This window comes from Paraburkholderia sp. Ac-20340 (assembly GCF_017104965.1).
Classification (GTDB): Bacteria; Pseudomonadota; Gammaproteobacteria; order Burkholderiales; family Burkholderiaceae; genus Paraburkholderia.
Window position 1 is genome coordinate 1 of sequence record NZ_JAAGPR010000017.1, and the last position, 17,595, is coordinate 17,595.

15 protein-coding genes are annotated in these 17,595 nt (G+C 62.3%); 3 read left to right on the forward strand and 12 right to left on the reverse strand.

What is annotated here, in order from left to right:
• Nucleotides 1-512 precede the first annotated feature (512 nt).
• The gene (locus G3N59_RS20580) at nt 513-749 is read right to left on the reverse strand and encodes a hypothetical protein (RefSeq protein WP_241023689.1); all 237 of its coding nucleotides are present in this window, start codon (nt 747-749) and stop codon (nt 513-515) included.
• A 137-nt stretch (nt 750-886) separates the two neighbouring features.
• On the opposite strand from G3N59_RS20580, the gene G3N59_RS20585 reads away from it, so the two are divergent.
• Nucleotides 887-1,324, forward strand: coding sequence for a hypothetical protein (locus G3N59_RS20585; protein ID WP_205984477.1), 438 nt, complete (start codon nt 887-889; stop codon nt 1,322-1,324).
• Nucleotides 1,325-1,344: 20 nt separating this feature from the next.
• Here the strand turns inward: G3N59_RS20585 and G3N59_RS20590 are convergent, their stop codons facing one another.
• The 5 genes from G3N59_RS20590 to G3N59_RS20610 all read right to left on the reverse strand — a co-directional run bounded on the left by G3N59_RS20590 (nt 1,345) and on the right by G3N59_RS20610 (nt 7,356).
• Nucleotides 1,345-2,412 carry an ABC transporter permease gene (locus G3N59_RS20590; protein WP_241023661.1) on the reverse strand — a complete coding sequence of 356 codons (1,068 nt, stop codon included), beginning with the start codon at nt 2,410-2,412 and terminating at the stop codon, nt 1,345-1,347.
• Nucleotides 2,413-2,416: 4 nt separating this feature from the next.
• Nucleotides 2,417-3,442, reverse strand: coding sequence for an ABC transporter permease (locus tag G3N59_RS20595; RefSeq protein ID WP_241023662.1), 1,026 nt, complete (start codon nt 3,440-3,442; stop codon nt 2,417-2,419).
• Entirely contained in the window at nt 3,393-4,997 is a 1,605-nt protein-coding gene (locus G3N59_RS20600) for a sugar ABC transporter ATP-binding protein (protein ID WP_205984478.1), read from the reverse strand. Before G3N59_RS20600 ends, G3N59_RS20595 begins: the two co-directional genes overlap by 50 nt.
• A 42-nt stretch (nt 4,998-5,039) precedes the next feature.
• On the reverse strand, nt 5,040-6,080 hold the full coding sequence (locus G3N59_RS20605) for an ABC transporter substrate-binding protein (RefSeq protein WP_205984479.1): 1,041 nt from the start codon (nt 6,078-6,080) through the stop codon (nt 5,040-5,042).
• A 193-nt stretch (nt 6,081-6,273) separates the two neighbouring features.
• Nucleotides 6,274-7,356 carry a LacI family DNA-binding transcriptional regulator gene (locus tag G3N59_RS20610; protein ID WP_241023664.1) on the reverse strand — a complete coding sequence of 361 codons (1,083 nt, stop codon included), beginning with the start codon at nt 7,354-7,356 and terminating at the stop codon, nt 6,274-6,276.
• A 199-nt stretch (nt 7,357-7,555) separates the two neighbouring features.
• Between G3N59_RS20610 and G3N59_RS20615 the strand changes: the two genes are divergently transcribed.
• Entirely contained in the window at nt 7,556-8,548 is a 993-nt protein-coding gene (locus tag G3N59_RS20615; protein ID WP_205984480.1) for an aldose 1-epimerase, read from the forward strand.
• Between the two features lie 18 nt (nt 8,549-8,566).
• Here G3N59_RS20615 and G3N59_RS20620 read toward each other — a convergent pair whose 3' ends face one another.
• A complete protein-coding gene (locus G3N59_RS20620) occupies nt 8,567-8,890 on the reverse strand; it encodes a hypothetical protein (protein WP_346777908.1) in 324 nt (107 codons plus the stop codon).
• Nucleotides 8,891-9,091: 201 nt separating this feature from the next.
• Between G3N59_RS20620 and G3N59_RS20625 the strand changes: the two genes are divergently transcribed.
• Entirely contained in the window at nt 9,092-10,450 is a 1,359-nt protein-coding gene (locus G3N59_RS20625) for an MFS transporter (protein WP_205984481.1), read from the forward strand.
• Nucleotides 10,451-10,575: 125 nt separating this feature from the next.
• Here G3N59_RS20625 and G3N59_RS20630 read toward each other — a convergent pair whose 3' ends face one another.
• The 5 genes from G3N59_RS20630 to parA all read right to left on the reverse strand — a co-directional run bounded on the left by G3N59_RS20630 (nt 10,576) and on the right by parA (nt 16,546).
• Nucleotides 10,576-11,682 carry a CAP domain-containing protein gene (locus tag G3N59_RS20630; protein ID WP_205984482.1) on the reverse strand — a complete coding sequence of 369 codons (1,107 nt, stop codon included), beginning with the start codon at nt 11,680-11,682 and terminating at the stop codon, nt 10,576-10,578.
• Between the two features lie 433 nt (nt 11,683-12,115).
• A complete protein-coding gene (locus G3N59_RS20635) occupies nt 12,116-12,469 on the reverse strand; it encodes a DOPA 4,5-dioxygenase family protein (RefSeq protein ID WP_205984483.1) in 354 nt (117 codons plus the stop codon).
• A 214-nt stretch (nt 12,470-12,683) separates the two neighbouring features.
• Nucleotides 12,684-14,267 carry a threonine ammonia-lyase, biosynthetic gene (gene ilvA / locus G3N59_RS20640; RefSeq protein WP_205984484.1) on the reverse strand — a complete coding sequence of 528 codons (1,584 nt, stop codon included), beginning with the start codon at nt 14,265-14,267 and terminating at the stop codon, nt 12,684-12,686.
• Nucleotides 14,268-14,796: 529 nt separating this feature from the next.
• Nucleotides 14,797-15,873 carry a ParB/RepB/Spo0J family partition protein gene (locus G3N59_RS20645; RefSeq protein WP_205984485.1) on the reverse strand — a complete coding sequence of 359 codons (1,077 nt, stop codon included), beginning with the start codon at nt 15,871-15,873 and terminating at the stop codon, nt 14,797-14,799.
• Complete coding sequence (gene parA, locus G3N59_RS20650) at nt 15,863-16,546, reverse strand: ParA family partition ATPase (protein WP_205984486.1); 684 nt, start codon at nt 16,544-16,546, stop codon at nt 15,863-15,865. Before parA ends, G3N59_RS20645 begins: the two co-directional genes overlap by 11 nt.
• Between the last annotated feature and the right edge of the window lie 1,049 nt (nt 16,547-17,595).

A 17,595-nucleotide genomic window follows, 5' to 3' on the forward strand; every position in this document is an offset into this window, starting at 1 on the left:
GTTTAAACCTGTTACTGTTTTCGGTTCTCTCGAACCGGTCGCTCACTCAAAGCTGACAGGAATTTGAATTACTTCAAAAACCTGACTTACTTTTGTGTGAGACTCTTGATACTTTTGCCACTCCCGGCGAATTCCGGAGAACTCATCGGGCCGCATTATCATCAAGCGCCCACACTTATCGGCTGTAAATTTTTAAAGATCAATTCGCGAACACCGGCCAAACATCCAAACCTTCCGGCAGGTTCTGCGTCGCTGCGTCAGCAGCAGAGAGACGAGATTATGAAGGCTCTTCTTCGTTTCGTCAACATCTTTTTTTATGCTACTGCTTAAAAGACGCTGCCGGATCGAACCGCCGTGTTTCGTCGGCGGCTTCGCTGCGGTTCGGCGTGCAGCGAAGGGGGCGAATCTTAGCTCGCCGGCCGCCGCTTGCGCAAGACCCAATTTCCAGCCCGACAAAATAAAAGAGGCGCGACACCCGTCGCGCCTCAGTCCTGCACCACCCTCTATCGATATCAGCTCTTCGACGGCTTCTTGAACATCGCCTTGCAAGGCGGCGATAGCTCGTCGTAGTGCTGCTTCATGCAAGCCTTGATCTTCTCCTTATTAGGAATCTCGCTCGCGCAGAAGTGAAATGCATCGCCGCGACAGGCGTGATCCTGTTCGTCCTGCGTAGCGGCATATCCCGGCAACGCCGCCGCGAGCATGAACGTCGCCGCCAGCATTGCCCGCACGCGCATCGGGCGCCTCATTGTTCCGATCATGTCGCGATCCTCGTGGTGATTGTTCTGATCGCCCATCTGCAAACGCCATTCCCGGCATGAGGTTTGCACACGCCAAAGCAGAATCCACCACACGGAGGCGCTGCCGCAACGGCAACGATCCCAACATGCAAACGCAAACTTTCGCCCGCACCGTGGCCACGACGCTTCTCGCCATCGCACCGCTCGCCGCCCATGCGGACGATAGCGCCAGCCCCTGCGCCGCACTCAAGCGCATCGTGGCAGCGGCGCCGCAACACTTCGCCTCGCTGACTCCCGACGATGGCCGCGCCGTCGCCCAACCCTATAGCGACGACGCCCAATGCGCCGCCACTCACGGCACGTATCAATGCAGCTGGAGCACGCGCAACGCCGACACCGGCTCAGGCACCGATGCACTGGAAGGCGTCGGCGCCGATATCGCGTCCTGCCTGCCAAACGCCACCCACGACGGCAACGCGCCCGGCCGCCAGCACTTCTATCTAGGCGAGCGCGGCAGCCGCACCGAGATCACCGCACAAACCGCCGGGGCGAACCGGGTCAAACTCACCGTCTCGAAGCAGTAAGCAGCAATCGCACGCGGCACTCAGGTTCGCGCCGCGCCCTGCGGTGGCGTCACACCCTTGCGCCGACCACCCGCCGCGCGCGCAGCACCCTGTCGGCGCCCCGTCAGCACCGTCTGCACGATCACGGCGGCGAGCAGAAACGCGCCGCTCGCGAGATTCTGATAGTACGGACTGAGCGTCCCGACCTGATTAATGACATTGTCGATAACGCCCAGCAGCAGCACGCCCGCCAGCGGCCCGGCCATCGTGCCGACGCCGCCCGTCAGCAACACGCCGCCGATCACCGCCGCCGCAATCGACTGCAACTCGTAACCGGTGCCCGCCGCCGCCAGCCCCGAATCCAGATGCGAGGCAAGCAACGCGCCGGACAACCCTGCCAGCGCGCCCGACAAACCATAAGCCAGCACCTTCACGCGCTCCACGCGCACGCCAAGCATGCGCGCCGCCTCCTCGTTACCGCCGATCGCGAAAATCGCCGCGCCAAATCGCGTGTGATTGAGCAGCAACGCGCCAAGCCCATAGACCACCGCCAGCACCCAGATCAGATTGCTGATCCCAAACAGCGAGCCATTGGCGATATGCGCGAAGAAGCCGGGATTGGCGATCAACAGGTCCTGGCTCGCGAGCACCAGCGCGAAGCCCTTGAGCCCAAGCAGCGCCGCCAGCGTCACGATGAACGGCGCCATGCGTGCCCGCGCGATCAGCAGACCATTGACCGTGCCGATCAGGAAACCCGCCGCGACCGGCGCCAGCATCGCCGCGCCCCAACCATACGGCGCGGCATATGCGGAGAGCACCGTGCCCAGTCCGACCATCGAGCCGACCGACAGATCGAAACCGCCCAGAATGATCACCAGACTTTGCCCGACGGCGACCAGCCCAAGAAACGCACTGTTCGACGCGATATCGGCGAGATTGGCCGGACGCAGGAAGTCGGGAAACACGGAGCCCGCGATCAGCGCGACGACCACCAGCATGCCGATCGCCCCGCGCGACTGCACGAGCGCGATGATCTGTGCGCGGCGGCTCGCACGCGGAGCGGCGGAAGAAGCCGGGGAAGAGGAGGAGCGCATTGCGTCGTTCGCCATCGCATCACGCTCCCGAACGTTGCAGATACAGCGCGACGACGATAAACACCGCCTTCAGGATCTGCGCATAGGTAAAGCTGATGTTGTTCATGATGAAGCTCGCGTCGAGCACCTGCAGCAGCAGCACGCCAAACACCGCGCCGACGATCGAAATCCGCCCGCCCGACAGCGGCGTGCCGCCAATCACCGAAGCCGCGATCGCATCGAGTTCGAAATTCACGCCGACGTAGTTCGGATCGGCGGCACCCAGCCGCGACGAGGCGAACAATCCCGCCAGTCCGGCCAGCGTGCCGCTCACCGCATAAACGAGGAACAGCGTGCGGCGCACCGGAATACCGGCCAGAAACGCGGCGCTACGGCTCGCGCCCACGAGAATCGTGTAGCGCCCGAAGGTCGTGCGTCGGACGACGAACGCCACCACGGCGGCGAGCGCCAGCGCGATCAGCATGACCATCGGCACCGGCCCGAGCGCGAAGGCGCCGAGTACATCGAAGGCCGGCGCTTCGGGCAGATTCACGCGCGAACCGCCGAGCAGCGCCTGGGCGAGACCGCGCGCGGCGACCAGCAAGGCCAGCCCTGAAATCAGCGGATCGATGGCGAGCAGCGCGACCAGTGCGCCGTTGCACAGCCCCGCCACCGTCCCGACCGCGACCGCGCCCACCAGCGCCGTGCCGACACCATACGGCAGGAACACCGCAATCGACGCACTCGCCAGCGCCATCACCGAGCCCACCGAAAGATCGATGCCGCGCGTGGCAATCGCCAGGTTCTGGCCGAGCGCGATCAACACGATCGGCGCGGCTTCGAACAGCAGGCTGCGCGCGGCGAACGGGTTCGAGAAGCCCGGCGTCACCGCGAGATTGAACAGCACGAGCGCAGCCAGCGCGAAATAGACGCTGTGCTCGCGCAGCAGCGTCAGCCACGCTACGCGGCCTCGCGGCACGGAGAAGTTCGAGGGACTCAAGCGTTCCTCGTTCGATTCAAGCTTGCTCGCCATTGCCATCTGGTCCTTGAAGTCCCTGGAGTTCATGCGGTCCTTGCCCTGCCAGCACGGCGAGCACGTCATCGGGATGCGCGCCCGCCGTGGGCATGCCGCCCTGCGTCGCGCCTTCGTTGAGCATCACGAGCCGGTCGGTCAGCGCGAGCAGTTCCTCCATTTCCGAGGACGTCACCACCACCGCCAGCCCTTCCTGCGCGAGTTGCTGCACGACGCGATGCACCTCCTCTTTCGCACCGACATCGATACCGCGGGTCGGATCGTCGAGCAGCAGCACGTCCGGGCGCGTGGACAGACATCGCGCGATCAGCGCCTTCTGCTGGTTGCCGCCGGACAGCGTTGTGATCAATGCCGCCGGGCCGGCCGTCTTGATGCCAAGCCGCGCAATCGATTCGCGCACCAACTGCGCTTCTTTCGCGCGCGAAATAAAGCCGAAGCGCGATATACGCGGCAACAAACTCGCGACGATGTTTTCGCGCACCGAAAGCCGCGGGAAAATCCCCTCGGCGCGACGGTCTTCGGAGAGAAAAGCGAGACCGCGGCTGATCGAACGCGCGGGCGTCGCGTGTGCCAGCGTGCGGCCCGCGAGCTTGACGTCGCCGGCATCGGCCTTCTGCGCGCCGAAGATCGTCTTGAAGGTTTCCGTGCGCCCCGATCCGAGCAGCCCGGCCAGCCCGACGATCTCACGCGGCGCCACGCGCAGCGACACATCGCGCACGCGGTTGCCCCATTGCAGCGCGTCGACCTGCAGCGCGGGCGTGGTATCGGCGTTCGTTTCGGCGCGACCGGTGCGATCGGTCCAGGCGTGCTCGCCGGCGCTTTCGCGGCCGAGCATCGCAGCGATCAACGCCGCGCGCGGCAACTCCTCGGGCGTGCCCGTGCGCACCACCGCGCCGTCGCGCATCACCGTGAAGCGATCGCACAGGCGATAACACTCGGAAAGCCGGTGGCTCACGAACAGCAGCGCGATGCCTTCCGCGCGCAACCGGTCGACCACCTCGAACAACACGTCGACTTCCGCACCGCTGAGCGCCGAAGTCGGTTCGTCGAGAATCAGCACGCGCGCGCCCAGCGAAACACCGCGCGCGATGGCCACCATCTGCTGCGCGCCCAGACCGAGCGTGCCCAGCTTCGCCGCCGGATCGACGGCCAGCCGGTAGCGCTGCACGATGTCGGCAGCGCCATCCAGCATGCGCTTTCGATCCGTCAGGATGCCGAATCGTTTTGGCTCGTGGCAAAGATAGATATTGTCGGCGACGCTGCGCTCGGGAATCAGGTTGATCTCCTGATACACCGCGCACACGCCCGCGCTCTGCGCGGCGCGCGGGCTGTCGAAGGACACGTTCGCGCCATCGAGCGTCAGCGCACCGACATCGGGCTGATGAAATCCCGTCAGCACCTTGATGAGCGTCGATTTGCCCGCGCCGTTTTCGCCGACCAGACCATGCACTTCGCCCGCACGCAAGGTGAGCGAGACGTCGCGCAGCGCACGCACCACGCCGAAGGTTTTCGACACGCCGCGCGTTTCCAGCACGGTGCGCGGCCCGGCTTGTGAATCTGATGCTGATGCGTCGTCCACTGCGCTCATCGTCTCTTCACCTCGTTGCCGACTCAGTACCGCTTGCCCGACTTAGTAGACCTTGCCCGCCGCCAGCGACGACTTCGCATTCGTCTTGTCGAACAGCGCATCGTCCATGATCTGCTTTTGCGGCACCGGCTTGCCCGCGATCCAGTCCTCGAGCGACTTGAAGGCCAGCGGGCCGAAACGCGGATTCGTTTCGACATCGGCGGCCACGATGCCTTGATCGATATCGGTGACGATTTCCTTGGTGCCGTCGATCGACACGATCTTCACGCCCTTGAGCTTGCCCGCCTGGCGCAGCGCCGTGATCGCGCCGACCGTCATGGTGTCGGCGTGCGTGTAGACGGCGTCGACATCAGGATGCGCGAGCAGGATCTGCTCCATCACCTTCTGCGCTTCGGTAGTCGACCAGTTGGCCGTCTGCGCCGCCGCGATCTTCATATTCGGATAGGCCTTGAGGCCAGCCGCGAAGCCATCCGTGCGCTGGCTTTCGACCGTGTTGCCGTAGCCGCCCTGAATTTCGGCGATCACGGCCTTGCCGCCGGTCGCGTCCGCGAGCGCCTTGGCCGCTCGCTCGCCCTGCTTGTAGAAGTCAGAGCCGAGGAAGGTGATGTAGTCCTGGCAGAACGTGCCCGCCGTCAGACGGTCGATCGTCACGACCGGAATGCCCTTGGCGCGCGCCTGCGCGAACGCGGGTTGCAGGCCGGTGGAATCGTTCGGCGCGATGATCAGCGCTTCGGCGCCCTGGTTGATCATGCTTTCGATATCGGCGACCTGCTTGGCCTGGTTGGCGTTCGCATTCGTATACAGGAGGCGCTTGACGCCGGCCGCCTTGGCCGCCGCGCGCACGGACGCGGTTTCGGTCGCGCGGAACGGATTCTGTTCGTTCTCGGATTGCGAGAAACCGACCACCATATCGCTCAGCTTCTTGCCGCCGGGCTTGGGATTGGTACAGCTTTCGCTGGAATTCGACTGGACTTTCTGCGCCCCGGAATCGGACTGGGCGTAAGCGCTGCCCGAAGTGGCGGCAGCAAGGGCCGCGCACAAACCGGCGGCAATCAGGGCGGACTGGATTCGTTGACGACGCATGGCTGTCTCCTGTCGGCCGCGTCCGACGCTCAGGCGTTCGGCACGGCCCCATGCAAAGCGTTGAATGACGTTGGCGGCGGGCTTTGCCCTGCCGCGGCGTTGTTGTCTTCCTTTCTTGTCTTTCTTACCGGGCGACGCAATGACCAGGCCGCCTTATTACGTGTGTTGCTTCAACTAATATTACCAGCCATATTTATGAGATATTAATGAGGGTATTCACGGGTACGACCGGGTTCGGCGCGCACACGGAAGCGCGCTCGATCAGCGGCCCGTCGAGTTTCACGGTGCGGTGACGCACCGGCGCGCCGGCGCTGCGGTTCTGTTCTTCCTGCAGCAGCGTATCGACGGCCCAGCGGCCCAGTTCGTAATTCGGCAGCACCACGGTCGTCAGCGCCGGATGCGTATGACGGGCGATTTCCTGGTCGTCGTAACCCATCACCGAAACATCTTCCGGCACGCGCATTCCGAGTTGCTTGAGCGCTTCGATCGCGCCAATCGCCATCAGATCGTTGGCGCAGAAGATCGCCGTGGGCGGATTCGGTTCGCGCATCAGCGAAAGCGTGAGTTCGAAACCCTTGTCCGGGCTCCAGTCGCCGTCACGCACGAGACACGGATCGAACAGCAGATCGGACGTCGCGAGCGCCTGACGGTAGCCCTTGAGGCGATCTTTCGCCGCGTCCTGCCAGGTTTCGCCGTTGATAAAGCCGATGCGCCGATGCCCCGTTTCGATCAGAAACTCCGTCGCCGTGTGACCGCCCGCCACTTCGGCCGGCACGACCGACGACAGCGCGTGATCCGCCGCATAGCAGTTGAGCAGCACGGCCGGCACCTTGAGCAGCGCGGGCGGCACGGCGACCTTGCGGGTATAGACGGTCGCGTAGATCACGCCGAGCACGTTCGGCATGGCGAGCGTCTGCAGCACGCGCTGCTCCATCTGCGCGTTGCCGTGAGTCGAGAACACCGCGAGCACGCAGCCCGCGTTCCAGGCGGCGTCGCGCGCGCCGTCGATGCTCACGACCGGATGCGGGCTGGTGGAGATTTCGTCGGCGATATAGACGATCAGGTTGCGATCGCCCGCGGGCGCGGGCGGCTGCGCGGCGCGCACGGGCAACTGGTAGCCGAGCGATTGCGCAACCTCATGCACCTTGTTGCGCGTGGCGTCCGAGAGTTTGGCGCCTACCGCGCCGTTGAGGACGAGCGAGACCGTCGATTGCGAGACGCCGGCCGCCTTCGCAATATCGGTCATGGTCGGGCGGCGCTGGGTCGATTTTTTCATCGTATCGAGAGTGGCTTGCGCGGCCCGGCGGCAGAGGGACGGCCAGGTCCCGGGCGGGCGCTGGTGGGCCACAGCGTAGCACTAATATTTTTACCGGACAATTGGCGTAAATCGCCATGACCTTAGCGGAGCACCGCGCACTTTCCGGTCTATATTATCTTTTATTAGTAATATTCTTGAGCCACCGGAGATTGCGCCTTTGACCGCCGCCCCGACGCCCCGCTCTTTCCCGCTTGCCGGTTCCTTCGATGCTGCCGCGCTCGACGACGGGCAACTCGTCGCCTTGACCCACGGCAATTCGCATGTCTTGATCGCGCCTCATGTGGGCGGATCGATCGCCGCCTGGTACGACACGGACCGCGCGACAGGCGCGACGGAACACTGGCTGCGCCCCGCCACCCGCATAGCAATCGACGAACGCGACCCGCTCGGCATGGCCAGCTTCCCGTTGATGCCGTACTGCAACCGCATCCGCGACGGCCGTTTTCGCTTCGACGGCGAGATGATCGATCTGCCGAGCGGCACCGGCGCCCTGCGGCACGCACTGCATGGTCACGCCTGGCGGCGGCCTTGGCGGGTCGAATCGGCGGAAAAGAATGCGCTCACGCTGCACTTCGAACATGAAGCGCCCGCGCGCGGCGGCGAGGCCTGGCCGTTCAGCTATGAGGCGCGCCAGTACATCACGCTCGACGAAAGCGGGCTTTCGATCCGGCTCTGGGCGCGCAATCTCGGATCGCGCACCATGCCGTTCGGCTTCGGCCATCATCCGTATTATCCGAAGCCGCCCGGCACGCGCCTGAGTGCCCGCGTGCGCGCGATGTGGGAAATCGACGCCGAGGTGCTGCCGGTGACGCTCAGCGCGCACCCGGCCGTCGACGCGCTGGAAAACGGTCTGATCGTCGATGAATTCGATCTCGACAACAATTTCTCCGGCTGGCGGCGCGAAGCGCTGATCGAATGGCCACACGAGGGCCGCCGGCTGACGTTGCGGGCCGGCGCACCGCTCGATTACTTCGTGCTTTATAGCGCGCAAGGTCTGCCGTGGTTTTGCGCCGAGCCGGTGAGCAACACGACGGACTGGCTCAATCTGCAGCTAGACGGCCTGGCCGGACGGCTCGACGTGGGCGGCACCGCGCTCGCGCCCGGCGAAATCGTGGAAGCCCAACTGGGCTGGACGCCCAGCCGCGTCTAGACCTTAGCCCAGCGCGTTTCACATCCCCGGCGTCGAATGGATGCCGGCCTGCGGCGCGCCATAGCCGCCCGACTGAGCGTTATTCGGCAAGCCGTTGGCCAACTGGCCGCGAGGATCGGTCGGCCCGACCGGCAATTCGCCGGCCTGGCGGTTGCCGTGCGTCGGATATTCGCTACCCAGCGGTGCATTGGACATCAGCGCGAGATTGTTTTGCGGCGAGCGCAGATCGTCGTTCGGCGAAAGCTGCGCCACGGCGCTGCGGGCAGGCAGTCCCGTCGCGAAGGCTACTGTCAGGGCAAGCGCGCCCGCGCGTGCCACGGAAAATCGCATCGGATTTTTCACGTCGATCTCCTTCTTCAGACCCGCATCCGGTTCGACACACCGCCACGCGGCATGTTCATTACAAGATACGCACGGCGTCCGTAGGCGGATGCATCTCAATAATGTCCCCGATATCGCTCGAGGCCGGAGACGAGTAGGATGTTCGTCCGAAGTTCGCATAGCGAATTTGTGTGCGCTTCGTAGACAGAGGAGACACTTTTCATGAACCGCAGCGCCGTCAATGTTCAGACGTTCATCAACGAGCATCCGTTCTCGCCATTCCAGTGGTTCATCTTCCTGATGTGCTTCGCCATCGTGCTGCTCGACGGTTTCGATACGGCGGCGATCGGCTTTATCGCCCCGTCGCTGCTCGGCGAGTGGGGACTCGCCAAGCCGGCGCTCGCACCGGTGCTCAGTGCCGCGCTGTTTGGTCTCGCGCTCGGCGCACTGGCATCGGGGCCGCTTTCCGACCGCCTCGGGCGCCGCGCCATGCTGCTCGGCTCCGTGCTGATCTTCGGCGTGGCGTGTTTCGCCTCGTCGTTCGCCGACAGCATCGACCATCTGGTCTGGCTGCGCTTCGCCACTGGCGTGGGTTTGGGCGCGGCCATGCCGAACGCCGTCACGATGATGGGCGAGTACTGTCCCGACGCGCGCCGCGCGACCATCATTAATCTGATGTTTTGCGGCTTTCCGCTGGGCGCGGCCTTCGGTGGCTTCCTCGCCGCGTGGATGATTCCGCATTTCGGTTGGCGCAGCGTGCTGCTGCTTGGCGGTGTCACACCGCTCGTGCTGGCGATTCCGCTCGCGCTGCGCATGCCGGAATCGGTGCGCTATATGGTGGCAAACGCCAAGCCGGCCGAGCGCATCCGCGCCGCGCTCGCACGCATTTCCGCCGATGCCGCCTCCGCCCAGGCGTTCACCATGACCGAAACCGCGCCGCACACCGAGGGCAAGGGCATCGGCGTGGTGCTTTCGGGCCGCTATCTGGTGGGCTCGGTGATGCTGTGGATCGCCTACTTCATGGGGCTCGTGATCTTCTACGCGTCGATCAACTGGATGCCGCTGCTGCTCAAGGACGCCGGCCTGCCGCCCGCGCGCGCCACGCTGATCGCCGCGCTGTTCCCGCTCGGCGGTATCGGCGCGGTGCTGTGCGGCGTGCTGATGGACCGCTTCAACGCCAATCGCATCATCGCCGCGTGCTATGCGTTGACTGCGCTGTCCGTCTGGCTGATCGGCCAGGCCGTGGGCAATGTGGGCGCGCTGGTGCTCGTCGTGTTTGCGGCGGGCGTGCTGATGAACACCGCGCAATCGTCGATGCCCGCGCTCGCCGCCGCGTTCTATCCGACGCAAGGCCGCGGCACCGGCGTTGCGTGGATGCTGGGGATCGGGCGCTTTGGCGGTATCGCCGGCTCGTTTCTGGTCGCCGAACTGGCGCGCCGGCATTTTTCGTTCGCGGGCATTTTCTCGACGATCGCCGTGGCCGGTCTCGTCGCCTGCGCGGCGCTGCTCGTGAAACAGGCCGCCCGGCCGCTCGCCGTGGATGCCACGTCCGATGCACGCAAGGAGTCGTTCGGGCATTGAGTGCGACGTCAGGTCGCGTTTTTTGACAGAGAGACGCGCGAAAAAAGCAAAAGGGGCCGCAGATTCAACTGCGGCCCCTTTGCATTTCAGCGAGCGCCCAGGGTATCGATAAGCCGGGCCGTGCGTTAGAACTTCGGCAGCGGACGGCTCGTCAGGCCCTGCGTCGCGTTGTGCGATACGCCGGATGCGGCGGTGGTGAACGTCCACAACACGTCGATCGGATGCGTCTGGCTCGACGAATCGGTGAGCGTGCCGGTCACGTGCACGGTGTAGGTCGTGCTGGCCGCGAGCGGCGAGTACGGCGCGCACAGTGCGGCGTTCGACAGTTCGTTCGGCGTGGTCTGCGGCGTCTGCGCGAGACACGGAATGTTGGTGCCGTTGGTCGCCGTGATCGTGAAGCTCATCGAGCTCAGCGTCGAACCGAACGCGCTCTGGATCGTCACCGGATAGCCGACCGTGGTCATTTCGTACTGCGTGGCGCTGGCGAACGGATTCGGGTCTTCGTTGGCGAACCAGCTCGTCGGCACGCCCTGCTCGCCGGGGAACGGGTACGCGACGAGCGACTTCGACGAGAGCGTCGTGTCGGTCGTGGTCGAACCGAAGTCGATATTGAACGCCTCCCAGTTCGCGTTGGCCATGTAGCCGACGCCCATCGACGTGAAGTCGTCGAGCATGACGATGCGGTGGAACGGCGCGTCGAACAGCGTTTCGACCGGCGACACGCTGTCGCTGAAGGCCGCCGGCTGACCGGCCACGACGACTTCGCCCATCATCGTGAAGCTGCCTTCGGCTTCGATACGCGTTTGCGGATCGGCGCCCGTGAAGCCGGGATTGCCGGCGGTTTCCGTGTGACCGTACGCCTGGTTATCGACCAGGTAGGTCGCGTGATCGCTCGACGCCGTGGCGAGACCCGCGTTGCTCGGCAGGGCCGACAGACCGACGTTCTTGCGCATCGCGTTGATGTAGGCCGTGCCGTCGGCGCTGGCGTTGCCGCTGGCGGTAGGCATCGACGTGAGTTGCGAGGCCGGCGTGATCAGGATCGCGCTGTTGGTCGACGTCGTGGTCGTGGTGTTCGTCGTGGTCGTCGTCGCCGTGGTGGCGTTGCTGCCGCTCGACGAGTTACTGGACGCCGAGCTCGAACCGTCGGAGCCGCCGCCACCGCCGCCGCAGGCGGCAAGCAAGGCCGTTGCGAATAACGCAACTGCTTCGAATCTGAATTTGGAAAACCGCATTGTGGTGCCTTGTAAAGGTTCTACGTGAAGCAGCGTCGGCCAAACTGCCGCCGCCAGATGCAGGCGCGCCCACCCATCCTTGCTGCTTCGGGTTTTATTACCTCCCCTAAATCCGTTTAATGGCTTTCTATTCGTCTGGAGAAAGACATCGCACGAATTTGATTGCGCGTCCTGACTAACGGCAGGTCACGAATGAACTTGAGAGAAAACAGCAGAGGATAAAAACAGGCACGTTTTACCGGTCTTTCCGGCAAAACGCGCGATTATGAAGGAATGCAAAGAGGGCTGGAACGCTTGATTGCAGCGGGATTCAATCAGCGTTTAAAGAGCGATTCGACACAAATTTGAAATATCGAATGCGATGAGTTTTGTCTGATTTTTTATTTTGAAGTGCTTGCTAATTTTCGTTTGTGCGGGTTCCGCTCGCTGATACTCAGCCGCCGAGCGCAGCGAGATTGAGCGGGTAGGAATGACCGATCCACGCGGCCGCATCGCGGTGATCGCGCAGCGCATCGCCGGTGTTCGGGTGCACGAAAACATCGAGCTTTCCGTGATTGACCACGAGCCACGCGAACACATGCGCAAAGTGTTCGTTCGTGATGGCGAGCTGGTACGACCACATCGGATGCGGGCCGACGGGGCGTTCGTGAAAGCGACCCATTTCGATGGAATCGCCCAGTTCCGCCGTGATGGTTTCGCGCAAGGACCATGCGGTGTCGCGCGTGTCGGCGTCGAAATAAATGTGGGCATGCCACGTGGCAATGTTGGCGGGATCGGCGAGTTTCATGATAGGCGCTTGACGGGCTGGAAATGGATTTAAACCGCTATTTTGCCGCGATTTCGACTTTTACCTGTGGCTCGACGGCAGGGTTCAATACGCTAATTCCCAACCTGATTGAATAGGTATCCTTTTTAATTTATTCTTCTTCGAAAGGATCTTGAGAGACGTCCTTCGTGGTGGAGAACGTCTCTCGTGGTTCATGCCGTGTTGCCCGGTTCGCTTACTTCAGGAACAAACGATAAGCCGGGTTCTGCGTCTCTTCCCAGTGCGGATAACCGAGCGTCGCGAGGAAGCGGCGGAACTCCGCGTCTTCCGCTGCGGGCACCTGAATGCCGACCAGAATCGAGCTGTAATCCGCGCCCTGGTTGCGGTAGTGGAACAGGCTGATATTCCAGTTCGGCGCCATCGACGAAAGGAAGCGCATCAGCGCGCCCGGACGCTCCGGGAATTCGAAGCGGAACAGGCGTTCGTCATGCGCGAGCGGCGAACGCCCGCCCACCATGTAGCGGATGTGCTGCTTCGAGAGTTCGTCGCCGGTGAGATCGACGCTCGGGAAACCGTGCTCGACGAAACTCTGCGCGATCTGCGCTGATTCGCCGCGGTTGCGAATCTGCACGCCGACAAAGATATGCGCGTGCTCGGCATCGTCGATGCGGTAATTGAACTCGGTGACGCTGCGCGTGCCGACCAGTTCGCAGAAGCGCTTGAAGCTGCCGCGTTCTTCGGGGATCGTCACCGCGAACACGGCTTCGCGCGCTTCGCCGACTTCGGCGCGCTCGGCCACGAAGCGCATGCGGTCGAAGTTCATGTTCGCGGCCGAGGTGATGGCGATCAGCGTTTTGCCGTCGATGCCTTCGCGTTCAGCGTATTGCTTCGCGCCCGCGACGGCGAGCGCGCCGGCCGGTTCGAGCACGCTGCGCGTGTCCTGGAAGACGTCCTTGATCGCGGCGCAGAGGGCGTCCGTGTCGACGGTCAGCACATCATCGAGATATTCCTGGCACAGGCGGAAGGTTTCCTCGCCCACGAGTTTCACCGCCGTGCCGTCGGAGAAGAGCCCGACTTCGCTGAGTTCGACGCGCTTGCCCGCCTTCAGCGATTGCGCCATCGCGCAGGAATCGTCCGTCTGCACGCCGATCACGCGGATTTCCGGGCGCACGGCCTTCACGTAAGCGGCCACGCCTGCGGCCAGACCGCCGCCGCCGATCGGCACGAAGATCGCGTGAATCGGGGCCTGATGCTTGCTGAGGATTTCCATCGCCACCGTGCCCTGACCGGCGATCACGTAGGGATCGTCGAAGGGATGCACGAAGGTCAGGCCGCGTTCTTCCTGAAGACTGACGGCGTGCGCGTAGGCGTCGCTGTAGGATTCGCCCGCCTGCACGACTTCGACCATCGAGCCGCCGTGGGCGCGCACGGCATCGACTTTCACCTGCGGCGTGGTGACCGGCACGCAGATCACCGCTTTCACGCCGAGTCGCGCCGCCGAAAGCGCCACGCCCTGCGCGTGATTGCCCGCCGAAGCCGTAATCACGCCGCGCTGCAATTGCTCCGCCGACAGATGCGCCATCTTGTTGTACGCGCCGCGCAGCTTGAACGAGAAAACCGGCTGGTTGTCCTCGCGCTTGAGCAGAACCGTGTTGCGTAGACGTGCCGAGAGGTTCGGCGTGGGTTCGAGCTCGGTTTCGCGCGCGGCGTCGTAGACGCGGGCGGTCAGAATCAGACGGAGGTAATCGTGCTGCTGCGGCTTTTGCGTTGCTGTGCGCGTTTCGGCTTCGACTGCGGTGTGGCTCGATTGGACCTGCATGACGGCTCCTGTGCTGTCTCGTATTGAGCCCAGGAGGCGGAAACAAAAAACCCGCCTCGTGGGGCGGGTTGTTGTCGCTTATGTCAGACGCACGCTAACCCACCATTCGATGAATGGTGATAATAATCAGCGTAATTGGACGGAGGCGCGTGTTCATTCCTACAAGCATGGCGTAGCTGATCGAAATTGTCAATCGATGCGGCTTCGACATCAATCGTTTCAAAAACTACGAATTACATTTCAAATCATACGTTTTTGAACGTACTTGCAGGGCGCGATGCCAGAGGTGGCGTGGAGCATCACATGCCGGCCTGGAAAACGCGTCTAGCCGTGAAACATTCGAGAAGGCAGACATCAACCCTATGATTATAAAGGATTTTCTTTATCCCACCTCTTTAGCGATGATGTTTCACAGGTTCGACCCTAGCCCTCCCCTGCTCCGATCTACATCGTTCCACCAGCCAAAAAAGTAAGGGCAAGGCACGATCTCGTGCCCTGCCCTTTTCATGCGCCCATTCGACCCAGCTGATCAGTTCTCAGCCGTCGTTTCCATTTCAGCCGCCCATTCGTCGATGACAGCTTTCATGCGCTCGGCAAGCCGCTGCTGATCGGCGGCGGCGATGCCCTTGAGATTCAGTTCTGCCCGGCCATCGCCGAAAAGCTTGAGTTCACCCAGTGCTACACCATCCGGACGATTGAACTGGACGCGCGACTGATAATGCGTCCTGCGCGGACCAATGCGACGCGCACCCGCTTCAGCCGACGCCGCTGCTTCGAGCTTGCGTACGCTGGCCTTGCCTTCGATCACCTGTTCGAGCCAATGCTCCGCAACCGATGCGCCGGCGCGATCGAAAATCAGCTTGATGTTGTACGCGTGGCCCAGACCGACATCCGCGCGATTCTGCGCCATGCGCTGCAACAGATACGGCGGCAGCGACGTCAGCGAAATGACCTTGCTGATGTGCTTCGGATCTTCGCTGACGGCCACGCCCAGTTCGACCTGATCGACATAGACGCCTTCGTCGAGCAGTTTCTTCCACGCGAGCGCATCGTCGAAAACCGTCTGCTCTTCGCGCTCCTTGTTCGCGTGATAGGCACGCAGATAGAGATTCTGGTTATCGAGACCGTCGCGGACGTCGGCGTCGATATGCTTGTCGCCGCGCGAACGCGCAGCACGAATACGCCGCTCGCCGTCGACGATAACGTACTTGCCCGGAAACTCTGCAAGGCGCGTCACCAGGATCGGCGTGATCTGGCCTTGCTTGTCGAAGCTTTCGGCAAGTTCGTCGATCGTTTCCGCGCTGTAGAACGAACGCGGATTGTAGGGATTCGAGACGACGTCTTCGACCGGAATGCGCACTACCGCATGCGTGGTCGTGTTTGCATCGCTAACCGCAGGCGTGTCGGTTGTGGGTGAGGTGACAACCGCGTCCGCCGCCGGCGCCTCTTGGGGCGCAGCGGCTGCGACTTCCGCGAGCGAGACAACCGCTGCGTCGCGCTGGGCGATACCGACTACATCGCCGTCGGCAAGACGCTCCCCTGCCGACGCGCGCTCGACTGCCATTCCCGCGCGAACCTTGCTGGTGAAATTCAGCTTAGTTGCCATCAACGACCTCCTCTTCTTGGACGAGCGCAATGATCTCGTTGTAGACAGCGGAGATTTCGTCCTTGGCGATCTTGACGCCTCGCACGCCTTTCACGTCGAAGACAGTCCGGCCAAGCGCCGCTGCCTGACGATAAAGCTCGCGTTGCTTGACCGTGGAAGCCAGCACACGAACGTTGCTTTCTGCGAGGATCGCGCTCATCTGGGTATGAAGCAGCGTCTTCGAATTCGATTTATTCAGCAAAATTGCGAATTTACCGGCTGGATTGGCGACGCGCGTGCGCTCCACCAGTTCCATCATCCCTTCGCTACTCCAGATGTCGATGGGCGATGCATCGGTTGGGATGACGGTTGCATCGGCAACAGCCAATACACGCGCCGTCGTCAGATCGTTGATGTTTGGCGGGCAATCGACGATCACGACGTCGTAGTCATTAGCCAAAGCGGCAATTTCCGGCCCGATCATCTTTTCCAGCTTATTGATGCTGCCGACCCGGAATGGCAACGGCGTTTCCGGCCCGGCTGCCGCACACCAGCTCATGCATGATTGCTGGCCATCAGCATCGGCGACATAGACTTTGTAGCCTTCCGACTGGAAAGCGCCTGCGAGATTCATGCTGGTGGTGGTCTTGCCCACCCCGCCCTTTTGGTTCGCTACAGCGATGACCAGTCCCATTCAATTCTCCATGCAGTGTTCAACGGTAGAGGGTTCTGCACGCGAAATCTCCACGTGGAGACTCTCCAGCGAGTCAACTGGCAGTCTAGCGGCAAGTTAAAGTAAATTCTAGCTTTAGCGCTGAAATCGTTGCTGATTGCCTACCAAACTGGCCATTTGGCTAGTGGGTGAAGGGGAAATGAGGAGATTGATCGCCACAGAGCTACGCCGCACTCTCCACGTGGAGAGTGGGTTCTTCACAGCCTGGCGAATTGATCATGAATTGATGGCCGAAACTTCACTGTGAAATCACACATCTCCACGTGGAGAATCGCGGACCTAGCGGGCGAGAGATGATTTACGGCAATTGTGCCGTAGCTCACTTTTGCGTGAGATCTTGAGAAGATGTCGCTGAAATTGCACGTCCTGAGTTACGTCCTCCGCATCACGAACTCTCCACGTGGAGAGTTCGCTAGGCACATAACGATCAGGGCTTCCAGAGTGAATCAAAAATAGCCGCGCAACGTAGAATTTGTAGCTGCGAGAATCTCCACGTGGAGACTCTTCGCACACGGAGGAGAGCTAGCGCCATAAGCTCGCACGCCGCCATCTAGATGATCTGCGCACTTCTAAACGATGCATCGACTCAATGGATGCATTTGCAGATACAACCGCACGTAAGCGTGCAACTTGCGGCCTCCACGTAGAAGCGCCCCCGTTTCGAGTACGCAGACTCCCACCGCCCGAATATTGATTGTTCGCGAGAGCATCAAGGCCTAGCGCCACATCGCCAACCCCATCCAATCACAACCGCTGCTTGCCAATACAAAGCAGCACGCGAAAAACGGCGCAAGCGTCCACTCGAATCTCCACGTGGAGATTCCCAGCATCGATACGCAAGTGGGAAAGCAGAAAAAGAAAGACTCGCAACCAAGCGAGTCAGCGGGAGGCAACATCAGGCAGGCGACCGAACCTATTCAATCCGGCGCTACGCTGAAATATGCAGAAAATGTTGAAAGTGAAATTTACCTATGTTTTTATAATTGGCAAATTTCACCACGAAACATCAG